This window comes from Zobellella maritima (assembly GCF_003075035.1).
Lineage (GTDB): Bacteria > Pseudomonadota > Gammaproteobacteria > Enterobacterales > Aeromonadaceae > Oceanimonas > Oceanimonas maritima.
On record NZ_QCZE01000001.1, the window covers coordinates 1,574,532 to 1,593,706 of the forward strand.

15 protein-coding genes are annotated in these 19,175 nt (G+C 59.2%); 5 read left to right on the plus strand and 10 right to left on the minus strand.

The features are described 5' to 3' along the window. Positions 1-57: 57 nt before the first annotated feature. Positions 58-528, plus strand: a complete 471-nt coding sequence (locus DCS96_RS07255) for a YchJ family protein (RefSeq protein ID WP_116473634.1) — start codon at positions 58-60, stop codon at positions 526-528. Between the two features lie 32 nt (positions 529-560). Further along, positions 561-1,397 carry a formyltetrahydrofolate deformylase gene (purU, locus tag DCS96_RS07260; RefSeq protein WP_116473635.1) on the plus strand — a complete coding sequence of 279 codons (837 nt, stop codon included), beginning with the start codon at positions 561-563 and terminating at the stop codon, positions 1,395-1,397. Positions 1,398-1,445: 48 nt separating this feature from the next. Here the strand turns inward: purU and cls are convergent, their stop codons facing one another. Continuing rightward, the gene (cls, locus tag DCS96_RS07265) at positions 1,446-2,903 is read right to left on the minus strand and encodes a cardiolipin synthase (protein ID WP_116473636.1); all 1,458 of its coding nucleotides are present in this window, start codon (positions 2,901-2,903) and stop codon (positions 1,446-1,448) included. Between the two features lie 70 nt (positions 2,904-2,973). Here cls and DCS96_RS07270 point away from each other — a divergent pair, with 70 nt between their 5' ends. After that, complete coding sequence (locus tag DCS96_RS07270) at positions 2,974-3,516, plus strand: DUF1439 domain-containing protein (RefSeq protein WP_116473637.1); 543 nt, start codon at positions 2,974-2,976, stop codon at positions 3,514-3,516. A gap of 170 nt (positions 3,517-3,686) precedes the next feature. Here the strand turns inward: DCS96_RS07270 and DCS96_RS07275 are convergent, their stop codons facing one another. Then, positions 3,687-5,438: a putative bifunctional diguanylate cyclase/phosphodiesterase gene (locus tag DCS96_RS07275; protein ID WP_198649949.1), complete on the minus strand. Its 1,752-nt coding sequence runs from the start codon at positions 5,436-5,438 to the stop codon at positions 3,687-3,689. A 171-nt stretch (positions 5,439-5,609) separates the two neighbouring features. Continuing rightward, complete coding sequence (gene purL / locus DCS96_RS07280) at positions 5,610-9,500, minus strand: phosphoribosylformylglycinamidine synthase (RefSeq protein ID WP_116473639.1); 3,891 nt, start codon at positions 9,498-9,500, stop codon at positions 5,610-5,612. Positions 9,501-9,667: 167 nt separating this feature from the next. On the opposite strand from purL, the gene mltF reads away from it, so the two are divergent. Continuing rightward, entirely contained in the window at positions 9,668-11,083 is a 1,416-nt protein-coding gene (mltF, locus tag DCS96_RS07285) for a membrane-bound lytic murein transglycosylase MltF (RefSeq protein WP_116474561.1), read from the plus strand. A 94-nt stretch (positions 11,084-11,177) separates the two neighbouring features. Continuing rightward, complete coding sequence (locus tag DCS96_RS18560) at positions 11,178-11,318, plus strand: hypothetical protein (protein WP_157953601.1); 141 nt, start codon at positions 11,178-11,180, stop codon at positions 11,316-11,318. A 31-nt stretch (positions 11,319-11,349) separates the two neighbouring features. Here the strand turns inward: DCS96_RS18560 and der are convergent, their stop codons facing one another. From der to pilW, 7 genes are all read right to left on the minus strand, one after another. Continuing rightward, a complete protein-coding gene (gene der, locus DCS96_RS07290; RefSeq protein WP_116473640.1) occupies positions 11,350-12,864 on the minus strand; it encodes a ribosome biogenesis GTPase Der in 1,515 nt (504 codons plus the stop codon). A 69-nt stretch (positions 12,865-12,933) separates the two neighbouring features. Next, positions 12,934-14,106 carry an outer membrane protein assembly factor BamB gene (gene bamB, locus DCS96_RS07295; protein WP_116473641.1) on the minus strand — a complete coding sequence of 391 codons (1,173 nt, stop codon included), beginning with the start codon at positions 14,104-14,106 and terminating at the stop codon, positions 12,934-12,936. After that, the gene (locus tag DCS96_RS07300; RefSeq protein ID WP_116473642.1) at positions 14,099-14,752 is read right to left on the minus strand and encodes a YfgM family protein; all 654 of its coding nucleotides are present in this window, start codon (positions 14,750-14,752) and stop codon (positions 14,099-14,101) included. Before DCS96_RS07300 ends, bamB begins: the two co-directional genes overlap by 8 nt. Continuing rightward, a complete protein-coding gene (gene hisS, locus DCS96_RS07305) occupies positions 14,753-16,030 on the minus strand; it encodes a histidine--tRNA ligase (protein ID WP_116473643.1) in 1,278 nt (425 codons plus the stop codon). 253 nt (positions 16,031-16,283) lie between these two features. Next, positions 16,284-17,402, minus strand: coding sequence for a flavodoxin-dependent (E)-4-hydroxy-3-methylbut-2-enyl-diphosphate synthase (ispG, locus tag DCS96_RS07310; protein ID WP_116473644.1), 1,119 nt, complete (start codon positions 17,400-17,402; stop codon positions 16,284-16,286). 19 nt (positions 17,403-17,421) lie between these two features. Continuing rightward, positions 17,422-18,384: a cytoskeleton protein RodZ gene (gene rodZ, locus DCS96_RS07315; RefSeq protein WP_116473645.1), complete on the minus strand. Its 963-nt coding sequence runs from the start codon at positions 18,382-18,384 to the stop codon at positions 17,422-17,424. Continuing rightward, positions 18,374-19,153 carry a type IV pilus biogenesis/stability protein PilW gene (gene pilW, locus DCS96_RS07320; RefSeq protein ID WP_198649950.1) on the minus strand — a complete coding sequence of 260 codons (780 nt, stop codon included), beginning with the start codon at positions 19,151-19,153 and terminating at the stop codon, positions 18,374-18,376. The genes rodZ and pilW overlap by 11 nt, the downstream gene beginning before the upstream one ends. Positions 19,154-19,175 lie beyond the last annotated feature (22 nt).

Here is a 19,175-nt window from a genome sequence, read left to right on the forward strand (position 1 = left end):
TTTTTCGCTTGCCGAGTGCCATGGCATACTGGCTGACCCTCAGGTTAGGTATCTGTTATGCAACCCTGTTATTGTCAACATTCAGCCGCTTTCGAACAATGCTGTGCCCCCCTGTTACAGGGCCGGACACAGGCCGCCACCCCGGAGGCATTGATGCGCTCCCGTTACAGCGCCTATCGTCTGGGACTGGGCGAGTACCTGTATCACACCTGGCATCCGGAGACCCGTAACGAGCTGACACCGGAGCTGCTCACCGAATCCGCCCGAGAGAGCGAATGGCTCGGCCTGGAAATTGTCTTTTCCCACGGTGGAGCCGAGGATGAGCAGGGAGAAGTCGAGTTCAAGGCACGCCATAAAGACCAGGGGCGCATCTATCTGCTCCACGAGCGTTCTTTATTTCTGCGCGTCCAGGGCCACTGGAAGTACCATTCCGGCCGGTTCAATCCGCCCAAGATTGGTAAGAATGCCCCCTGCCCCTGCGGCAGCCCTAAAAAATATAAACAATGCTGTGCCCAACGCCGGGCATGATCCCTTCTTGTTAATTTAATCAGACCGCCAAAATGGAAAAAAAAGTACTGTTGACCCACTGTTCCGATGCCAAGGGACTGATTTCGAAAATCACCAATATCTGCTACAAGCATCAGCTCAACATCATGCGTAATGATGAATTTGTCGATTACGAAAATGGCCATTTCTTTATGCGCACCGAGCTGGAAGGCCATTTCAACGATCACACCCTGCTGGCCGATCTGGATGGCGCCCTACCGGCTGGCAGCCAGCGGCGCCTGGTGCCGGCCGGCCGCAAACGTATCGTGATTCTGGTGACCAAAGAGGCCCATTGCCTGGGTGACATCCTGATGAAACGCTACGCCGGGGCCCTGGATCTGGATATTGCCGCCGTGATCGGCAACTATGATGTGCTGTCATCCCTGACCGACAAGTTCGATATTCCGTTTCATAGTGTGTCTCATGAAGGCCTTAACCGGGCCGAACACGAGCAACAGCTGGCAGAAACCATCGACCGCTACCAGCCCGACTACGTGATCCTCGCCAAGTACATGCGCATACTGAGCCCCGAGTTCGTGGCCCGCTATCGCCAGCGCCTGATCAATATCCATCATTCATTTTTACCCGCTTTTGTCGGAGCCAGCCCCTACCGCCAGGCCTATGAACGCGGTGTAAAGATGATCGGCGCCACTGCCCATTATGTCACCGACGATCTGGATGAAGGACCCATCATCGAACAGGATGTGACCCATGTTAATCACACTTTTTCGGCTCATGACATGGCCAAGGCGGGACGGGATGTGGAGAAGTCGGTGCTGAGCCGGGCCCTGGCCCTGATAGTGGAAGAAAAGGTATTTGTCTACGGTAACCGCACCGTGGTGTTCAAGTAATCCGGTACTCCCCGGTATAGGGAGTGGGGAATAGGCCTAATCCCCGCATTAAAGCAGAGGGCTGAGCAGGTAGAAGAGGTTTTCCAGCACCCGCTGACGCAGTGGTCGCTGGCGCCAGTGGAGCCAGGATACCGGCTCAGCCTCGGCCAGGTAGGTATCGGCCAGCCACAACAGCTTCCTGACCATGTCGCCATCGTCGATCAGCAGGCTCATCTCAAAATTCAGCCACAGGCTGCGCCTGTCCAGGTTGACGGTGCCGACCAGGGCAAACTGCTCATCCACCAGTACGCACTTGGAATGCAACAGGCCGGTGCCATAGAGATGGATCTCAACCCCGGCGCCGAGCAACTCGTCAAAAAAGGCGTTGCAGGCATAATTCACCATCCGCGAATCGTTTCTGGCCGGCAGTACCAGCTGCACCTGCACTCCCCGATCCGCCGCCGAGCACAGTGCCGCCACCAGGGGGTCATCGGGTACAAAATAGGGGGTAACCAGTACCAGCCGGTGCCGAGCCTGATACACGGCAGTCAGCAGGCTCTGCTGAATGGCGTCACCGCCCATAAAGGGACCGGAAGGCAACAGCTGCAGCCTGAGCTGCTTGTCCAGGAAAGACACCGGATGATATTCCAGTTGCTCCAGCAACCGTTCACCGGTTTCCATCTCCCAGTCCCACACGAACAACGACCACATGATCGGCACTATGGGGCCACGAATACGCAGCATGATATCCACCCACTGGCCAACCCCTGCATCCTGCTTGAAACAGGCCGGATCGACCAGGTTCATGGAACCGGTATAGGCGACATCGTCATCGATCACCACCAGCTTGCGGTGCATGCGCAGATCCTGCCGTTCCAGAAGTACCCGAAAGGCACCCACCGGCAACACTTCCACCACCTTGACCCCAGCATCCCGCATCCGCTTGGGCCATCGACTGCGGAAAAAATCGGCGCTGCCGACCGAGTCCAACAACAGCCGGCAGTCCACCCCCCGCCGCGCAGCCGCCATCAGGGCAAAGGCGATGTCATCGGCCCGCCCGCCCGAATGCCAGATATAAAACTCCATATAACAGGAACTGTGGGCCCAGGAAATATCGGCCAGCAGAGAGGCCAATATGGCGTGAGGCTGTTGCAGCAGGCTCATCTCGTTGCCGTTCAGCATCGGCATGTTGAGGCGCGCCTTCACCAGCTCGTGGATGGGTTTGACCTGATCATTAACCTGAAACTGCTGGCCGGGAAAACGAGACACCAGCACATTGATCCAGTCGGCATAAGGCCGGTACATGGACTTGGCCCGCTCCGCCCGCTTGCGGCCCAGGCGCACCTCGCCAAACAGGACATAGGTGGCAACCCCAAGAATGGGAATGGCGAAAATCAGCGCCAGCCAGGCCAGGGAGACCCCCACCGGCCGGCGCTTCATGATGACCCTGAGCGTCACGGCTATCACCAGGCTGGTATGAGCAAGAAATAGCAACCACCCCAGTAATGTGTAAAGATAATCACTCAATGATGCCTAACTCCTCTTGGCCGGGTTATAGTCCCCACCATGACTGAACCAATATCGGTTATACAGGCTTATGAAAATTATACTTTTTTTAATTGTCTTTGGGATAAGTCAGCTCACCCAGGCGCAAACGCTTATCCTGACCGAACAGCAACTGAATGAACGGCTGAATAACAGCCTGGATAAGGAGTATCCCTTTACCTTAGGCGACTGGCTGAACGCGGACATACGTTTGCAACAGATTGCCATGACGCTGGGGCGGCCCGAGGCCGACAAGGTCCGGATCAGCGGCAAGCTCTGGATCCAGCTGGCCCAACCGGATACCCGCTACAGCTGGCTACTGGACGGCAACTTTTCGGCCAGGCCCCGATATGACAACCAGCTGGGCGCCCTGTTCCTGGACGAATTCGAGCTGTTGGAATACCGGCTTGAAAGTAGCTCTCAACCCAAGGCCAGTATGTTCATGCCCTACCTGTTACAGGGGTTGGCACAGTATTTGTCACGCTATCCGGTATATGTGCTCGACGAGGCCGATCCCCTGCAAGCCCGGATCAAGCAACGGCTGGTCCGGCTTGAAGTCCAGCCGGGCCGATTGCTCCTGCAGGGAAGCGATTAGTGACTATCATACCGGGCCCAGGACAGCTTGGTGACGAACCGCGAAAATCCTGTGAATGTTCGCAGTCGTTGCCAAGCGCTGATGGCCTTTACCTGTGACCTGTCGGGGGAGACCTTTGAAACAATGACCCGGATATGATCATATGTTCAGAGGGAATGGTATCCGGTCTTTCAACAATGATGGCGGTCATCACCGGCATACAGGTTGGCCACCCTGTGTGCCGCCATCGGCCTGGCCAGCAACCAGCCCTGCGCGGTATGACAACCATGGCGGCGCAGGAAGGCCAGCTGCTCCCGGGTTTCAACGCCACAGGCAACCACATTCAGCCCGAGGGAATCTGACAGCAGCATCAGCGCTTTCACCAAGGCCTGATCGGTGTCATCGAAGCGGTCGGAAAACAGGCTCCGATCCAGTTTTATGCCGTCCAGCGGCAATTGCCGCAGCTTGTCGAAATGTATCCTGCCGATCCCCACATTATCCAGGTAGATAGAGAGGCCGGCCTGACGCAACATGGTCAGGGCTCCCCCCAGCGACTCACTGCGGCGCATGATAAAATCACAGCTCAATTCCAGGCAGAAGATCTCCGGCGCCACCTGCAGCTGATCAAGCAACTGCAGCAGGCGCGAGGCCCAATGCTGCTCCAGTTCCAACCCGGTGAGGTTGAGGCTGACCCTCCCCTGCCAGCCGTGGATTTGCTGCCAGTCGTGTACCTGTCGGACTGCCTGACGCAATACCCACTCTGCCAGTCGGCACAGCAGGCCGGCGCCCTGAGCTGCCGACATGAACTGTTCCGGGTAGAGGATACCCAGGCGAGGATGGTTCCAGCGAAGCAGCGCCTCCAGGCTGCCTGTATGGCTGGAGCCCAGTTCAAACCCGGGCTGGTACTCCAGGAACAGCTGATCCTGTGCGATGGCCTCCCTGAACTCACGGGTCAGCAGGTACTGCTGCTCCAGACGGGTGAACCGAGCCTTGTCAAATACGCAGACTTTGGCACTGGTCAGTTTTTTTGCCTCATACATGGCGGTATCCGCATAGCGCAGCAAAGACTCTATCTCCAGCCCGTGCTGAGGATACAGGCTCACACCTATGCTGGCACCCACGCTCAGTTCATAGTCATCCACCGGGACCGGCGCCTCCAGCTGTCCAAGCAGCTGTTGCGCCTTGTCCAACAACGAGGCTTCCGTATGCTCCCCCTGCCAGATCATGACAAATTCATCACCGCCGATGCGGGCCACCAGCTCATGCTCACCGACCAGCCCGAGCAGGCGTTGAGCCAATGCCCTGAGCACCCGATCGCCCACCCCATGTCCAAAGCTGTCATTGATCGGCTTGAATCGATCCAGATCGATAAACAGCAAAGCCAGTTGCTGCCCGACCGGCAAGGCACCACGGGCATTGGCAAACCACGCCAACAGCTGGGTACGGTTGGCGGTGCCGGTTAGCGCATCATGATGCGCCAGAAAATTGAGCCGGGCTTCGGATTGGCGCAGTCGACTGATATCGTCCAGTATGCCGATGATCTTCACGACCTGCTGGTGGTGGTTTTTTATCAGGCGCAGCACCAGCCAATGAGCCGCCAGGCGCCCCTGCCGGGTCTGATGCTGAACCTCCCCCTGCCAATGGCCCTGTCGCTGCAGTTGCAGCCAGATTTGGCGATAATGGCGACGTCCGTGCAGATCATGATCGATGCCGGTGATATGCATCCCCTTAATCTGCTCGGCTTCCCGTTCACTCAGGCGACAAAACGCCGCATTGACCTGCTCCACCCGACCCCGGGCATCCATCACCACTATCCCTTCCCGGGTATGGGCCATGATGTGCTCGGTCAGGGCCATTTCGATGGCATTGGTTGCCGGAAGGCCTTTGGCACCATCAGCTTGCGAATCACCCCGGGTGACCGTCGACAGAGAGGACTCATCCATATTCATGCTCTATAGGTTAAATAAAGGAGAGGAAGCTTTGTTCATTGCCCGCTTGTCATGAGTGGCGTAGAGGCCGAGAGTAGCGCTGATTATTTTTCGGGCAAGTCATCATATAGACCCAAATGGAAAATAAAAAGCCCGCATCGCTGCGGGCTTTTTGAAAATGAGACGTTATCCCAGATTGCGACGAGCATTGCGGAAGATCCGCATCCAGGCGCCGTCCTCTCCCCAGGTCTCCGGATACCAGGAGTTGGCCACGGTTCTGAACACCCGCTCCGGATGCGGCATCATGATGGTCACCCGGCCGTCCTTGCTCGACAGACCGGTAATGCCGTTGGCCGAGCCGTTGGGATTGAACGGGTAGCGTTCGGTCGCCTGGCCCCGGTTGTCCACATAACGCAGTGCCACTGTACCGCTGGCCTCGATGGCTGCAATATCCGCATGCAACGGCTGGACCCGCCCTTCACCGTGAGACACGGCAATCGGCAAACGGGAACCGGCCATGCCGGACAGGAACAGGCTGGGTGACTCCTGCACTTCCACCAGGCTGAAGCGGGCTTCGAAACGCTCGGAGGTGTTGCGTACAAAGTCTGGCCAGTGCTCGGCACCAGGCACCAGCTCCCGCAGGCGAGACAACATCTGACAACCGTTACACACCCCCAGGGCAAAGCTGTCGGGGCGCTTGAAGAAGGCGGAGAACTGAGCGCGCAGGGCTTCGTTAAACAGCACCGACTTGGCCCAGCCACCGCCGGCACCCAGCACATCCCCGTAGGAGAAGCCGCCACAGGCCACCAGGCCGGCAAACTCGTCCAGGCGATAGCGACCGCTGTGCAGATCGCTCATATGGACATCGACGGCGGTAAAGCCGGCCCGGTCGAAGGCCGCTGCCATTTCCACATGGGAGTTGACGCCCTGCTCACGCAGGATGGCCATCCTGGGATGCACACCCTTGGCGATAAAGGGCGCGGCTATGTCTTCCTTGGGATCGAAGCTAAGAGATACGGACAGCCCCGGATCGGTGGCATCCTGCTTGGCCTCGAACTCGGACAGGGCGCAGTCCGGGTTGTCGCGCAGCGCCTGCATGCGGTAGCTGGTTTCAGACCAGAGCTTGCGCAGCTGAATCCGGGACTCGGCGAACACTTCCTTGCCGTCATGGAAGAAGCGCAGCTGATCGTCGCCGTTGGGGCTACCCAGCACATGGCTGCAGGCGGCCAGGCCATGGCCGGCCAGACAGGTCAGCACGGCTTCCTTGTCTTCACGGCGTACCTGCAGCACGGCGCCCAGTTCCTCGCTGAACAGGGAAGCCAGCACATCGGTACCCAGCAGATCCAGCTCGATATCCAGACCGGTGTTGCCGGCAAAGGCCATTTCCGCCAGGGTCACGAACAGGCCGCCGTCGGCCCGGTCGTGATAGGCCAGCAATTTGTTGTCGGCCAGCAATGCCTGGATGGCATAGAAGAAGCTTTTCAGCTGTTCGGCATCATCCAGATCGACCGGCTGGTTACCCAGTTGGCGATACACCTGGGCCAGACAGGAGGCACCCAGGCGGTTCTTGCCATTACCCAGGTCAACCAGGATCAAGTCGGTTTCACCCAGGTCGGTGCGTAGCCAGGGGGTGACGGTGGCGCGTACATCAGTGACCCGGGCGAAGGCGGAAATCACCAGCGACAGCGGTGCGGTCACCGATTTGTCTTCGCCGTTGTCGGACCAGCGGGTCTGCATCGACATGGAGTCTTTACCCACCGGTATGGTCAGCCCCAGTACCGGACACAGCTCCTCGCCCACGGCTTTCACCGCTTCATAGAGGCCGGCATCCTCGCCCGGGTGGCCGGCGGCGGACATCCAGTTGGCCGACAGCTTGATGCGGTTCAGCTCGCCGATTTCGGTGGCGGCAATGTTGGTGATGGCCTCTGCCACCGCCAGCCGGGCCGAGGCGGCAAAGTCGAGCAGCGCCACCGGGGCCCGTTCGCCCATGGACATGGCTTCGCCCGCATAGGTATCGAAGGCGGCGGCGGTGACCGCACAGTCGGCCACCGGTACCTGCCAGGGCCCGACCATCTGATCCCGGGCCACCAGACCGGTGACGCTGCGGTCCCCTATGGTGATCAGGAAACCCTTGTCGGCCACGGTCGGCAGGGTCAGCACCCGCTCGGCCGCTTCCTTCAGGTTGATGCCATGCAGTTCCAGCGCCGGGCTCTGATGACCGGCCGAGGCCACGTCCCGCTGCATCTTGGGCGGCTTGCCCAGCAGCACATCGAGTGGCATGTCGATCGGCTGGTTGTCGAAGTGGCTGTCGTGCAGGCTCAGGTGACGCTCTGCGGTCGCCTCGCCCAACACCGCAAACAAGGCCCGCTCCCGGCGACAGATGGCTTCGAATTCGGCCATGCGGTCGCTGGCCACCGCCATCACATAACGCTCCTGGGATTCGTTACACCAGATCTGCAGTGGACTCATGCCCGGTTCGTCGTTGGGGATGTTGCGCAGCTCGAAGCGTCCGCCGCGACCACCGTCGTTGACCAACTCGGGCATGGCGTTGGACAGGCCGCCGGCACCCACATCGTGGATAAACAGAATGGGGTTGTCTTCACCCAGGGCCCAGCAACGGTCGATGACTTCCTGGCAGCGACGCTCCATTTCCGGGTTTTCCCGCTGTACCGAGGCAAAATCCAGATCCTCGGAAGACTGGCCGGACGCCATGCTCGAGGCGGCGCCGCCGCCCAGGCCGATATTCATGGCCGGACCACCCAGCACCACCAGCTTGGCGCCGACGGCGATATCGCCTTTCTCCACGTGTTCGCCGCGGATGTTACCCAGGCCACCGGCGATCATGATCGGCTTGTGATAACCACGCACTTCCTCACCGTTAAAGCTGCTCACCTGCTCTTCATAGGTACGGAAATAGCCGAGCAGTGCCGGACGGCCGAACTCGTTGTTGAAGGCGGCACCACCGAGCGGACCTTCCAGCATGATATCCAGGGCGCTGACGATACGCTCCGGCTTGCCAAAGTCCTGCTCCCAGGGGCGGGCATAGCCGGGGATCTTCAGGTTGGACACGCTGAAGCCCACCAGGCCGGCCTTCGGCTTGGAGCCGCGACCGGTGGCACCTTCATCACGAATTTCGCCGCCCGAGCCGGTGGCCGCCCCCGGATAGGGCGAAATGGCGGTGGGGTGGTTATGGGTTTCCACCTTCATCAGGATATGAATATCTTCCTGATGATAGAGGTACTCGTTAGTCGTCGGGCTGGGGAAAAAGCGCCCGGCGGGCGAGCCCACCATTACGGCGGCATTGTCCTTATAGGCCGACAGCACATGGCTCGGCTCCTGCTCGAAGGTGTTCTTGATCATCTTGAACAGGGACTTGGGCTGCACGACGCCGTCGATGGTCCAGTCGGCGTTGAAGATCTTGTGCCGGCAATGTTCCGAGTTGGCCTGGGCAAACATGCACAGTTCGATGTCGTTGGGGTTGCGTCCCAGGCTGGTAAAGCCGTCAAACAGGTAGTCGATTTCATCTTCGGCCAACGCCAGGCCCATCTGCTGGTTGGCCTCGGCCAGGGCCTGACGACCACCGGTCAGCATGTCCACCGCCTGCAGCGGCGCCGGCTCGGACTGCTGGAACAGACAGACAGCCGCATCCAGGCTGTCGAGTACCGCTTCGGTCATGCGGTCATGGATCAGTGCCCTGACCGCAGCCAACTCGGCGTCGCCGGGCTGACCGTCGAAAGTCAGGTAATAGGCGATACCCCGCTCGATACGTTTGACCTGGGACAGACCGCAGTTATGAGCGATATCGGTGGCCTTGCTGGACCAGGGAGACAGGGTACCGGGACGAGGGGTCACCAGCATCAACTGACTGTCGGCAGGTACGGAGATGCCCTGTTCCGGGCTGTCGAGCAAGCGACTCAGGGTCTGCTTGGTGTCGGCCTCGAGGGCACCGGCCAGAGCCACAAAATGCACGTACTCGGTTGCTATCTCGACCAGGGGCAACCCCTGCTCCTGGGCGCGGCGAACTAATGCCTGAGTTCTGAAACCGGATAAGGCCGGAGAACCTCTCAGTATTTCCATAGTGGCTATTCTCAAAGCTTGAGTGAATGGGGGGTTGAGAAATTGGCGGTATTATAGGGTTCCCCCCCTGCCCTGTCGACGGCGATTTCCCGAACCCATATGACGAATAGGCCGGCTTCTGCTATAAAATCCCGGTAATTCCGGCCGAGGTATCACATTTGCATTGTATCAACCGACTGTCACGACTCACACTGCTGCTCGGCGCCTTGCTGCTAAGCGCCTGTGATGTCAGGGAAAATATGCCCAGCCAACAGGCCGGGATCCTTGCCCGCGGCGAGCTCAGGGTCGGCACCCTGTATCATCCCCTGTATTATTTTTTACGCAAACAGGGAGAGGATGGACTGGACTACGAACTGGCCCGGCAGTTTGCCGAACAACTGGGTGTCAGGCTCACCATGGTGCCCGCCTACCACCTGAATGAGCTGTTCAACCTGCTGGACGAAGGCAAAGTGGATATGCTGGCCGCCGGGCTGGTCAACAGCCCCCTGCGACGACAGCATTATCGTTTTGGTCCCAGCTATTATGAGGTGGCCCAGACCCTGGTCTACCGCAAGGGTCAACCCAGGCCCACCGAGCTGAGCCAGGTAACAGGCGAAATCCGGGTTCTGGCCGGCTCCAGCCAGGCCGAATGGCTGCATCGGCTGGCCCCGGAGCATCCGGAGTTACATTGGGAGACCCGCCGCGACGCGGATGCAGAAGAGCTGCTTCGCCAGGTAGCCGAAGGCGATACCGATTTCGCCCTGGTGGAAGACACCCTGCTGGCTCGTACCCAACGCTACTATCCCAATATCGCCGCCGCCTTTACCCTGTCCGAGCCTCTGCCGGTTGCCTGGGTGCTGAAGCAGCAGGCCGATGACAGCCTCTACAGCAGCATGCTGGACTTTTTTGATGCTCGTCAGGACGACGGTACCCTGGCCCGGCTCAATGAAAAATACTTCGGCCATATCCAGGACTTTGATTATGTCGATACCCGAACCTTCTTACGGCGAACGGAAGACCGGTTGCCGCGCTACCGTCCCCTGTTTAAGCGACATGCAGGCAAGCTGGACTGGCGTCTGCTGGCTGCCGTCAGCTACCAGGAATCCCATTGGGATCCCCAGGCCCGCTCCTATACGGGCGTGCGCGGCATGATGATGCTGACCGAAGATACCGCCGCCCTGCTGGGCGTGGAAAACCGACTTGACCCTGAGCAGAGCATAGAGGGAGGGGCCAGGTATCTGAATCAACTGAAGGCCCGGCTACCCGACAGTATTCCGGAAGATGAACGTATCTGGTTCGCCCTGGCCGCCTATAACATGGGCCTGGGCCATGTGCTGGACGTACGCCGCCTGACCAGGCAGCGCGGACAGGATCCTAATTCCTGGACCGAGGTAAAGGAAAACCTGGTGTTGCTGCATCAACCCAAGTGGTATCGCCAGACCCGGCATGGCTATGCCCGCGGGCGGGAAGCCCTCCATTATGTCAACAATATCCGCCAGTACTACCACAGCCTGCAATGGTTGATTGGCCCACAGACCGACCCGGCTATCAACACGGTCCGGAGTGAACCACCCGCCGCGTCTTTGCCGCCTTCGGAGATTTAACCAAGTTGTCACTTTACCCGGTAGTGGCAAACTGTTAAAAACAAAGCGATCAGGCCATACCATGTGCCTGATCGCTTGAGTCGAGGATATTCAAATGATTAAAAGAAAACGCACTGTGATAAAACAACGTAAACAAGGCAGCTGGTCACCCAGACGCAAGATACTGATGCACAACGCCCATCGCAAGATGTTGCGCCGCAGCAGCACCTTCTTCCTGATCCAGGCCGCCGAATAAAAAAGGCAAGGGATACCCCTTGCCTCGTCAGTTATTTCTTCTTGATATGCTTCATCAACCGCTTGCGCTTGCGTAACTGGGTTTCGGTCAGCTTGTTCTTGATACCGGCATATGGGTTATCCCCTTCCTGGAACTCGATACGAATAGGTGAGCCCATGATATGCAGGGAGCGTCGGAAGTAGTTCATCAGGTAACGCTTATAGGACTCGGGTAGATCTTTAACCTGATTGCCATGCACTATGATGCGCGGCGGATTGTAACCACCGGCGTGGGCATACTTCAGCTTGACCCGACGCCCCCGCACCAGTGGCGGCTGATGATCATCCTGTGCCATCTGCATGATGCGGGTCAGCATGGAAGTATTCACCCGCTTGGTCGCCGACTCATAGGCTTCGGCCACAGAGCCGAACAGATTGCCGACGCCACTGCCGTGCAGGGCCGAGATAAAATGCAGGCGGGCGAAATCGATAAAGCCCAGCCGTCGGTCCAGTTCCCGTTTGATGTCTTCTTTCACATCCAGGCTCAGACCGTCCCACTTGTTGACCGCCAGTACAATACTGCGACCGGCGTTGAGCACAAACCCCAGCAGACTCAGATCCTGCTCGGAAATACCTTCCCGCGCATCCAGCACCAACAACACCACATTAGCGTCCTCGATGGCTTTCAGGGTCTTGATCACCGAAAACTTCTCGACCGTTTCATGGACTCTGCCACGCCGGCGGACGCCGGCAGTATCGATCAGGATAAATTCCTGACCGTCCCGCTCCATCGGAATATAAATGGAGTCGCGGGTGGTGCCGGGCATATCATAGACCACCACTCGATCCTCACCCAGGATACGGTTGGTCAGGGTCGATTTGCCCACATTGGGGCGACCGACGATGGCCAGCTTGATCGGCAAATCCTCGAAAGGCGTGGCGCTTTCCGCTTCTTCCTCATCCAGCTGATCCAGGGCGGCCAGGGCGTCCTCGAAGCCCAGTTCCGGATCCAGGGCCAGGCCGTCCCCCTCTTCCGCCAGGGCCTGCTCCGCCGCCTGACGCTGTTCGGCCAGCTCTTCCAGCTGTGGGGCCAGTGCCGTTTCCAGCAGGCTCAATACGCCCCGGCCATGGGCGGCGGCGATATGATAAATATCGCCCAGCCCCAGGCTGTAGAATTCACTCACCGCCGAGTCGGCATCAATACCATCGGTCTTGTTGGCGACCAGCAGGGTATGCTTTTGGCAACGGCGCAGGTGGGCGGCAATGGCCTCGTCCGCAACGGTCAAACCGGCCCGGGCATCGACCATAAACAGCACCACATCTGCCTCATCAATGGCCGCCAGGGATTGCTCGGCCATTTTCAGCTCTATGCCTTCCTCGCTGCCGTCGATACCCCCGGTATCGACCACGATAAATTCCAGCTCGCCGATGCTGGCCTGACCGTATTTACGATCCCGGGTCAGACCCGGGAAGTCAGCCACCAATGCATCGCGGGTGCGGGTCAAACGGTTGAACAGGGTGGACTTGCCAACGTTCGGGCGCCCTACCAGGGCCACAACAGGCATCATATATCACTCTCCAAAAAACAATAACGGCTCCTGATCCGGGATCAGGAGCCGGGCGCCGCCATCAGGGGATCAAGGGTGGCTCAGGGCCACCAGATCGCCACTACGGGTTTGCACATATAGGGTATCACCATCAACCACGGGCGCCACATACAGGCCGTCGCTGTCCAACCGCTGCAGGGACTGCAGGCGACCGGAGCTGCGGTCAAACCAATACAGATAACCTTCCGCATCCCCCACGACCAGGTAATCGCCAAACACAGCCGGCGCAGTCAACCGGCGGTTTTCCAGCTGGGTATTAGACCACAATTCGGTCCCGCTGCGGGCATCCAGGGCAAACAGGTGGCTGCGGCTGTCGGTGATATACAAGCGGCGGCCATCACTGCTCAGATCCCGCGAGCCCTGATACTTGCGCTTCCACAGGGACTGACCAGAAATCAGCTGATGAGCAGTCAGCTGGCCATTATAGGCCATGGCATAGAGAACCTCTCCCAGGATCAAGGGGCTTGCCGCCACATCCACCATCCGCTCCAGCTCGGTTGCCCCTCTCGGACTGGCGATCCGGGCATCTCGCACCGGCTGGCCATCGGCCAGCAGCACTATACCCAGCCGGCCATCGGCCCGCCCGTAGAGCACGGCTCCACCGGCGGTGACCGGCGTCGACATGCTGCGCAGGGTCAGTGCCGGCTGCTCATTGCGTAACAGCCAGCGCTGCGCACCTGTCATCACGTCCAGGGCAATCAGGTTACCGGCGCTGGTATGCACCACCACCTTGCCTTCATCCACCGCCGGCGCGGCCAGCACTTCGCCGGCGACCGCCTGGGTCCAGAGCAGCTTGCCATCTTCCTGGGATACCGCATACACAAGGCCGTTTTCGGAGCCGAAGTAGAGGTTGCCATAGGCGGCGGTCAGGCCGCCGGAAATCCGTGGGCTGCGCTGATTCTCATTGATCTCCAGCTTATCGAGCCGGGTCTGCCACAACCGCTCACCCGAGTTTTTATCCCGGGCCTGCAGGACGCCATCCCGTGAGGCGGCAAAAATCCGTGAGCCATCCACCACCGGCGAAAGCTGTGAATAATACTCACCGACCCCCTTGCCTACCGAGGATGACCAGGGTGACTCGGCAGTGAATTCATTGCTGATCTCCGGGACCGGATTGACCGGCATCACCGACTCCTGGCTGGAGCAGGCCGCCAGCAGCAGGCCCGCCATCAGGGGCAAGGCCCGGGTGAAACGATTAGCCATTATCATGTTTACCCGCATCGGTTGAAGAAACGGCCAGATGGTCCATTTTCAGCTGCAAACCAGGGTTGTTGCTCAAGCCACCGGCGGCCGCCGCCGCCCGGTAGGCCTCACCGGCTGCTGCCTGCTGCTCCTGAGCAAGATACAGATCTCCCAGGATCTCCTGCTTCAGGGCATCAAAGGCAGGCTCACTTACCTTGTCCAGTTCAGCCTCCGCTGCCGGGTATTGCTGTTGGGCCAGCAGCACCCGGGCCAGACGCAAACGCGCTGCAGCTTCCAGGCCGGTATCCTCAATGCCGGACAGGGCCAGTTCCAGCTGCTGACGAGCCAGCGGCAATTCATTGGCTTTAACCGCTTCCGCCGCCAGCATCAGGGCGGCCAGCTCACCATAGCTGTTACCCTGATTTTGTTCGGCAAAGGCCGCAGTATCGGTAAAGGCGGCCCGGCCCTGCTCGGCCAGCTGTTCGGTCACCTGACTGAAGGCCTCGGCATTACTCGAGCGGCTATCGAGCTGGTAGTCCTGATAATAACGCCAGCCAAAGAGGCCGCCCAGGCCGATGACCGAGCCCAGCAGGATAGCCTTGCCATATTCCTGCCACCAACGTTTCAGGGCATCAAGTTGCTGCTCTTCGGTGCTGTAAATATCCACTCAGAACCCCTTCTGTGTTAAATGACCGACGATATCGTCGACTTTTAGGCTCTCTTGCTCGCCCTGGCCACGCAGGTACTTCAACGTGACTTCGCCACGACTGATTTCGTCTTCACCCAGGATCAATGCTACGGCGGCGCCACTCTTGTCGGCCCGCTTAAGCTGTTTTTTGAAGTTGCCGCCGCCGCAGTGGCTCATGACACGCCATTGCGGACGGGCATCTCTCAGCCGTTCGGCCAGGGCAAACCCCGCGCTCAGACAGCCATCACCCATCATGGCGATATAGATATCGGCCAGGGCCGGTTGCGGCTCTACCAGCCCCAGGGTGTCCAACAGCAAAACCAGCCGCTCCATGCCCATGGCGAAGCCCACTGCCGGTGTGGGCTGGCCGCCCAGCTGCTCTACCAGGCCATCGTAACGACCACCGCCACAGACGGTACCCTGGGCGCCCAGACTCTCCGTGACCCACTCAAACACGGTCAGGTTATAATAATCCAGACCACGGACCAGGCGAGGGTTGATCTCGAAGGCGATGCCGGCCGCCGTCAGCAGCGACTGGAGCCCCGCGAAATGGGCCCGGGTCTGCTCACCGAAGTAATCGCTGAGTACCGGGGCATCTTGCAGCAATGCCTGCACCTGGGCATTTTTACTGTCCAGTACCCGCAATGGGTTGGTGTGCATGCGCCGGCGGCTGTCATCGTCCAGCTTGTCCTGATGCTGCTCCAGATAGGCCACCAGGGCCTGCCGGTATTCGGCCCGCTCTTCGGGCTGGCCCAGGCTGTTAAGCTGCAGCGTCAGGTGCTCACTGACTCCCAGCCTGTTCCACAGGCGGGCAGTCAGCATGATCAGCTCGGCGTCGATATCGGGTCCGTTCAGGCCGAAGACTTCAACACCGAACTGGTGAAACTGGCGGTAACGGCCCTTCTGGGGACGCTCGTAGCGGAACATGGGGCCCATGTACCACATACGGCGTTCCTGGTTATAGAGCAGGCCGTGTTCGATCCCGGCGCGTACGCAGCCGGCGGTGCCTTCGGGCCTCAGGGTCATGCTGTCGCCGTTGCGGTCGTCGAAGGTGTACATCTCTTTTTCGACCACATCGGTGACTTCACCGATGGCCCGCTTAAACAGCCCGGTGACCTCCATGATAGGCATACGCACTTCGGCATAGCCATAGGCGCTCATAAGGTCACGTAGAACCGCTTCCGCCTGTTGCCAGGCCGGGGTCTGCTCCGGCAGGCAGTCGTTCATACCACGAATTGCTTGAATCTGTTTGGCCACGAAAATATCTCTATGTTTAACGGCTTAAAATAAATGAATGCGAATGGACTACTGCCGCCACTGTTCAGGGAGCGGAATCCGTTGTGCTTCAAGCCAACCGTCTACGCCAGGGCCGGAAAATGCTCCTGCCGTTCCGGCATTCCCGCCCTCCATGGCGGTCAGTAGCGTAGCCGAGCCCCCATGGAGGGGTTTACGGCGTGTCGGCATGAGAGCAGCGTATTCCGGTTCTCACTGGCGCATGAAAGCAAGCGGCTTACTCCTTGTCCTGTACCGGAATACGGGCGGCGGGATCCATCATCGCCGCCTTGGCACGAATGCGGGACTCAAGCACATCCAAAAGATCATTGTTATCGAGCCTGTCCACCCGTACGCCTCCCTCATAGAAGGCACTCTTGCGTTGGGCGCCGGCGAGGCCCAGGTCCGAGACCAGAGCCTCGCCGGGGCCGTTAACCACGCAACCGATAATGGACACGTCCATCGGCGTGATGATGTCTTCAAGGCGGCTCTCCAGGGCATTGACGGTACCAATGACATCGAACTCCTGACGGGAGCAGGACGGACAGGCGATGAAGTTGATGCCCCGGGCACGGATGCGTAGAGATTTGAGGATATCGAAACCGACCTTGACCTCTTCCACCGGATCGGCGGCCAGAGAAATACGCAGGGTGTCGCCTATCCCTTCGGCCAGCAGCATGCCCAGGCCGATCGACGATTTCACTGCCCCGCTCCTGAAGCCGCCGGCTTCGGTAATGCCCAGATGCAGCGGCTGTTCAATCTGCCTGGCTAGTTCTCGATAGGCACCCACTGCCAGGAACACGTCCGAGGCCTTGACGCTGACCTTGAACTGATCAAAGTTGAGTCGGTCGAGTATCTCAACATGGCGCAGGGCGGACTCCACCAAGGCGGCGGGCGTAGGTTCACCGTACTTTTCCTGCAAATCCTTTTCCAGGGAGCCGCCATTCACGCCGATGCGAATGGGGATGCCCTTGTCCCGGGCACAATCCACCACCGCACGCACCCGGTCTTCCCGGCCGATATTGCCCGGATTGATACGCAGGCAATCGGCGCCGTACTCGGCCACCTGCAGGGCAATGCGATAGTCAAAATGGATATCCGCCACCAGCGGCATGGTGGTGCCGGCACGGATGGCCTTGAAGGCCTCTGCCGCCTCCATGGTGGGCACGGACACCCGCACGATATCGGCACCGGCTTTTTCCACCGCCCGGATCTGGGCCAGGGTGGCGGCCACATCCGTGGTCAGGGTATTGGTCATGGTTTGCACACTGATGGGGGCATCGCCCCCGACCAATACCGAACCAACACGGATTTGCTTTGATTTACGACGAATGATGGGAGAAGCGTGTTGGGACATGATTCACTCTTAAACGTATTCAGGATTGCGGCACTGTCAGTCGGGCAACCTGCCCGGCCCTGAAGCGTGACAGATCCACTTCCTTATTCATATATTCGATACGGGCAGCCTGTGGTGCCCCCAATACCAGCCGAAACGGTGCCGTGCCATCCAGCTCGAGGGTGTCGCTGGCCTTCTTGACGCCCTGTGCCAACACCTTGCCCTGGCTGTCGGTCACCTTGATCCAGCAATCGTCAACAAACCGCATCACCAGCTGGTTGGGATTGCCGGGCTCGGGCGCTGTCTCTTCCGCCGGAGGCGGAGTCGTTTCCACACCCGGCTGAAGCGCTTGCTCCGGTTCGGCAGCGGCCGCCTCCGTCAGATTCGCGGCTTCGGCCTGAGACTCGTCTTGGTTCGCCGCAGGCACGGCCGTGGCGTCATTCTCCACCCTGGCTGAGGGCTCTGCCGCTATTGGTGCGGCCGGCTCCGACGAGCTTAACTCAAGGGGCTGGGCTTCCGGCTCCGTTTGGCCCTCAACTACCGGCTCCTCGCGGCGCTCGGGATAATTGAAATCACTGTCCTGCCACCACCAAAATACCAGTGAGCCCAGTAAAAGCAGCACCACCAGCCAGCTGATGCGCTTGAGCCATTTGTCGCTGGCCTGCTGTCGCGTGCGTTTGGAAAAGCTCTGCATGGGGGTAGCGGCAGCACTCATGGCCCCGATACCGCTCATGCTGTCGAAGGCGGCCAGGGCCTGCTGTTCATTCGCGCCCACCACCTTGGCATAAGCCTTTACGTAACCGCGCAAAAAGGTCAGGGCAACCCCAGCCTTGTAATGATCCTCGTCAATCGACTCGATCACCGCCAGTCGCAAATTCAATCGGCGAGCGACCTCTGACTGGGTCCATCCCTTGGCTTCCCGCGCCTGGCGCAACATGGCCCCTGGGCCCGCGGACTCAGGTGCTCCGGCTTCATCTTGTTGTTCTACATCGTTAGTAGTCATTTGCTAAAAATCGCTTGGCCTGTTCTGAACCTGGAAATAACCGCACCAAGTCTGCCCCGGCTTGTTGAGCTTGCGCTATCATGCCCAGTTCTTCTGCGGTACGGACGGTCAACCATAAACTCTGGGGACTGGGTTGATGCTCGGCCTGATATCGGTTGATATACTCCCGGGCCACCACATTATCCCCCTGTATGACTAAAATTTCAGCCGCGCCAAGCAAGGATCTGGACTTGGCCGGATTATACTCCAGTGCGCGTTGATAATAACCCAATGCCTGTTCCTGCCGACCGGCCTGCATCGCACAGAGGGCCGCGTTCTCATAAGTGTCGGCAACCTGGACATAGCCGGGCACCACCACCGCCTTCCTAAACATGACATCGGCTTCGTCAAATCGTTCCCGGGCACAGAGGAAAACGCCATAGTTATTCAATCCATCACCATGATTTGGCGAAAGTTTTAGCAATTTCCGGTAACTCTTCTCGGCGTTATCAAACTCGGAGACTGACTGATAGAACCAGGCTTTCGCCAGGTGAATATCCGGATTACCGGGATCCTGAAACAGCGCCTTGTCCAGATTGAACTTGGCCTGCTCCACATCTCCCCTACGCAGGTATTCCAGCCCCAGATTCATCCTGGTAACCGCCGCATCGGAAGCCGTGAACACGGCATCACGGGGCTGGGGCCCCGCTCCCACATAACTGGTTTCACTTACGCATCCGGACAAGGCGGCCAGCAAAGCCGCTCCCGGTAACAGCGCCTTGTTCTGCATTCCCTTATATACCCATTGCTTG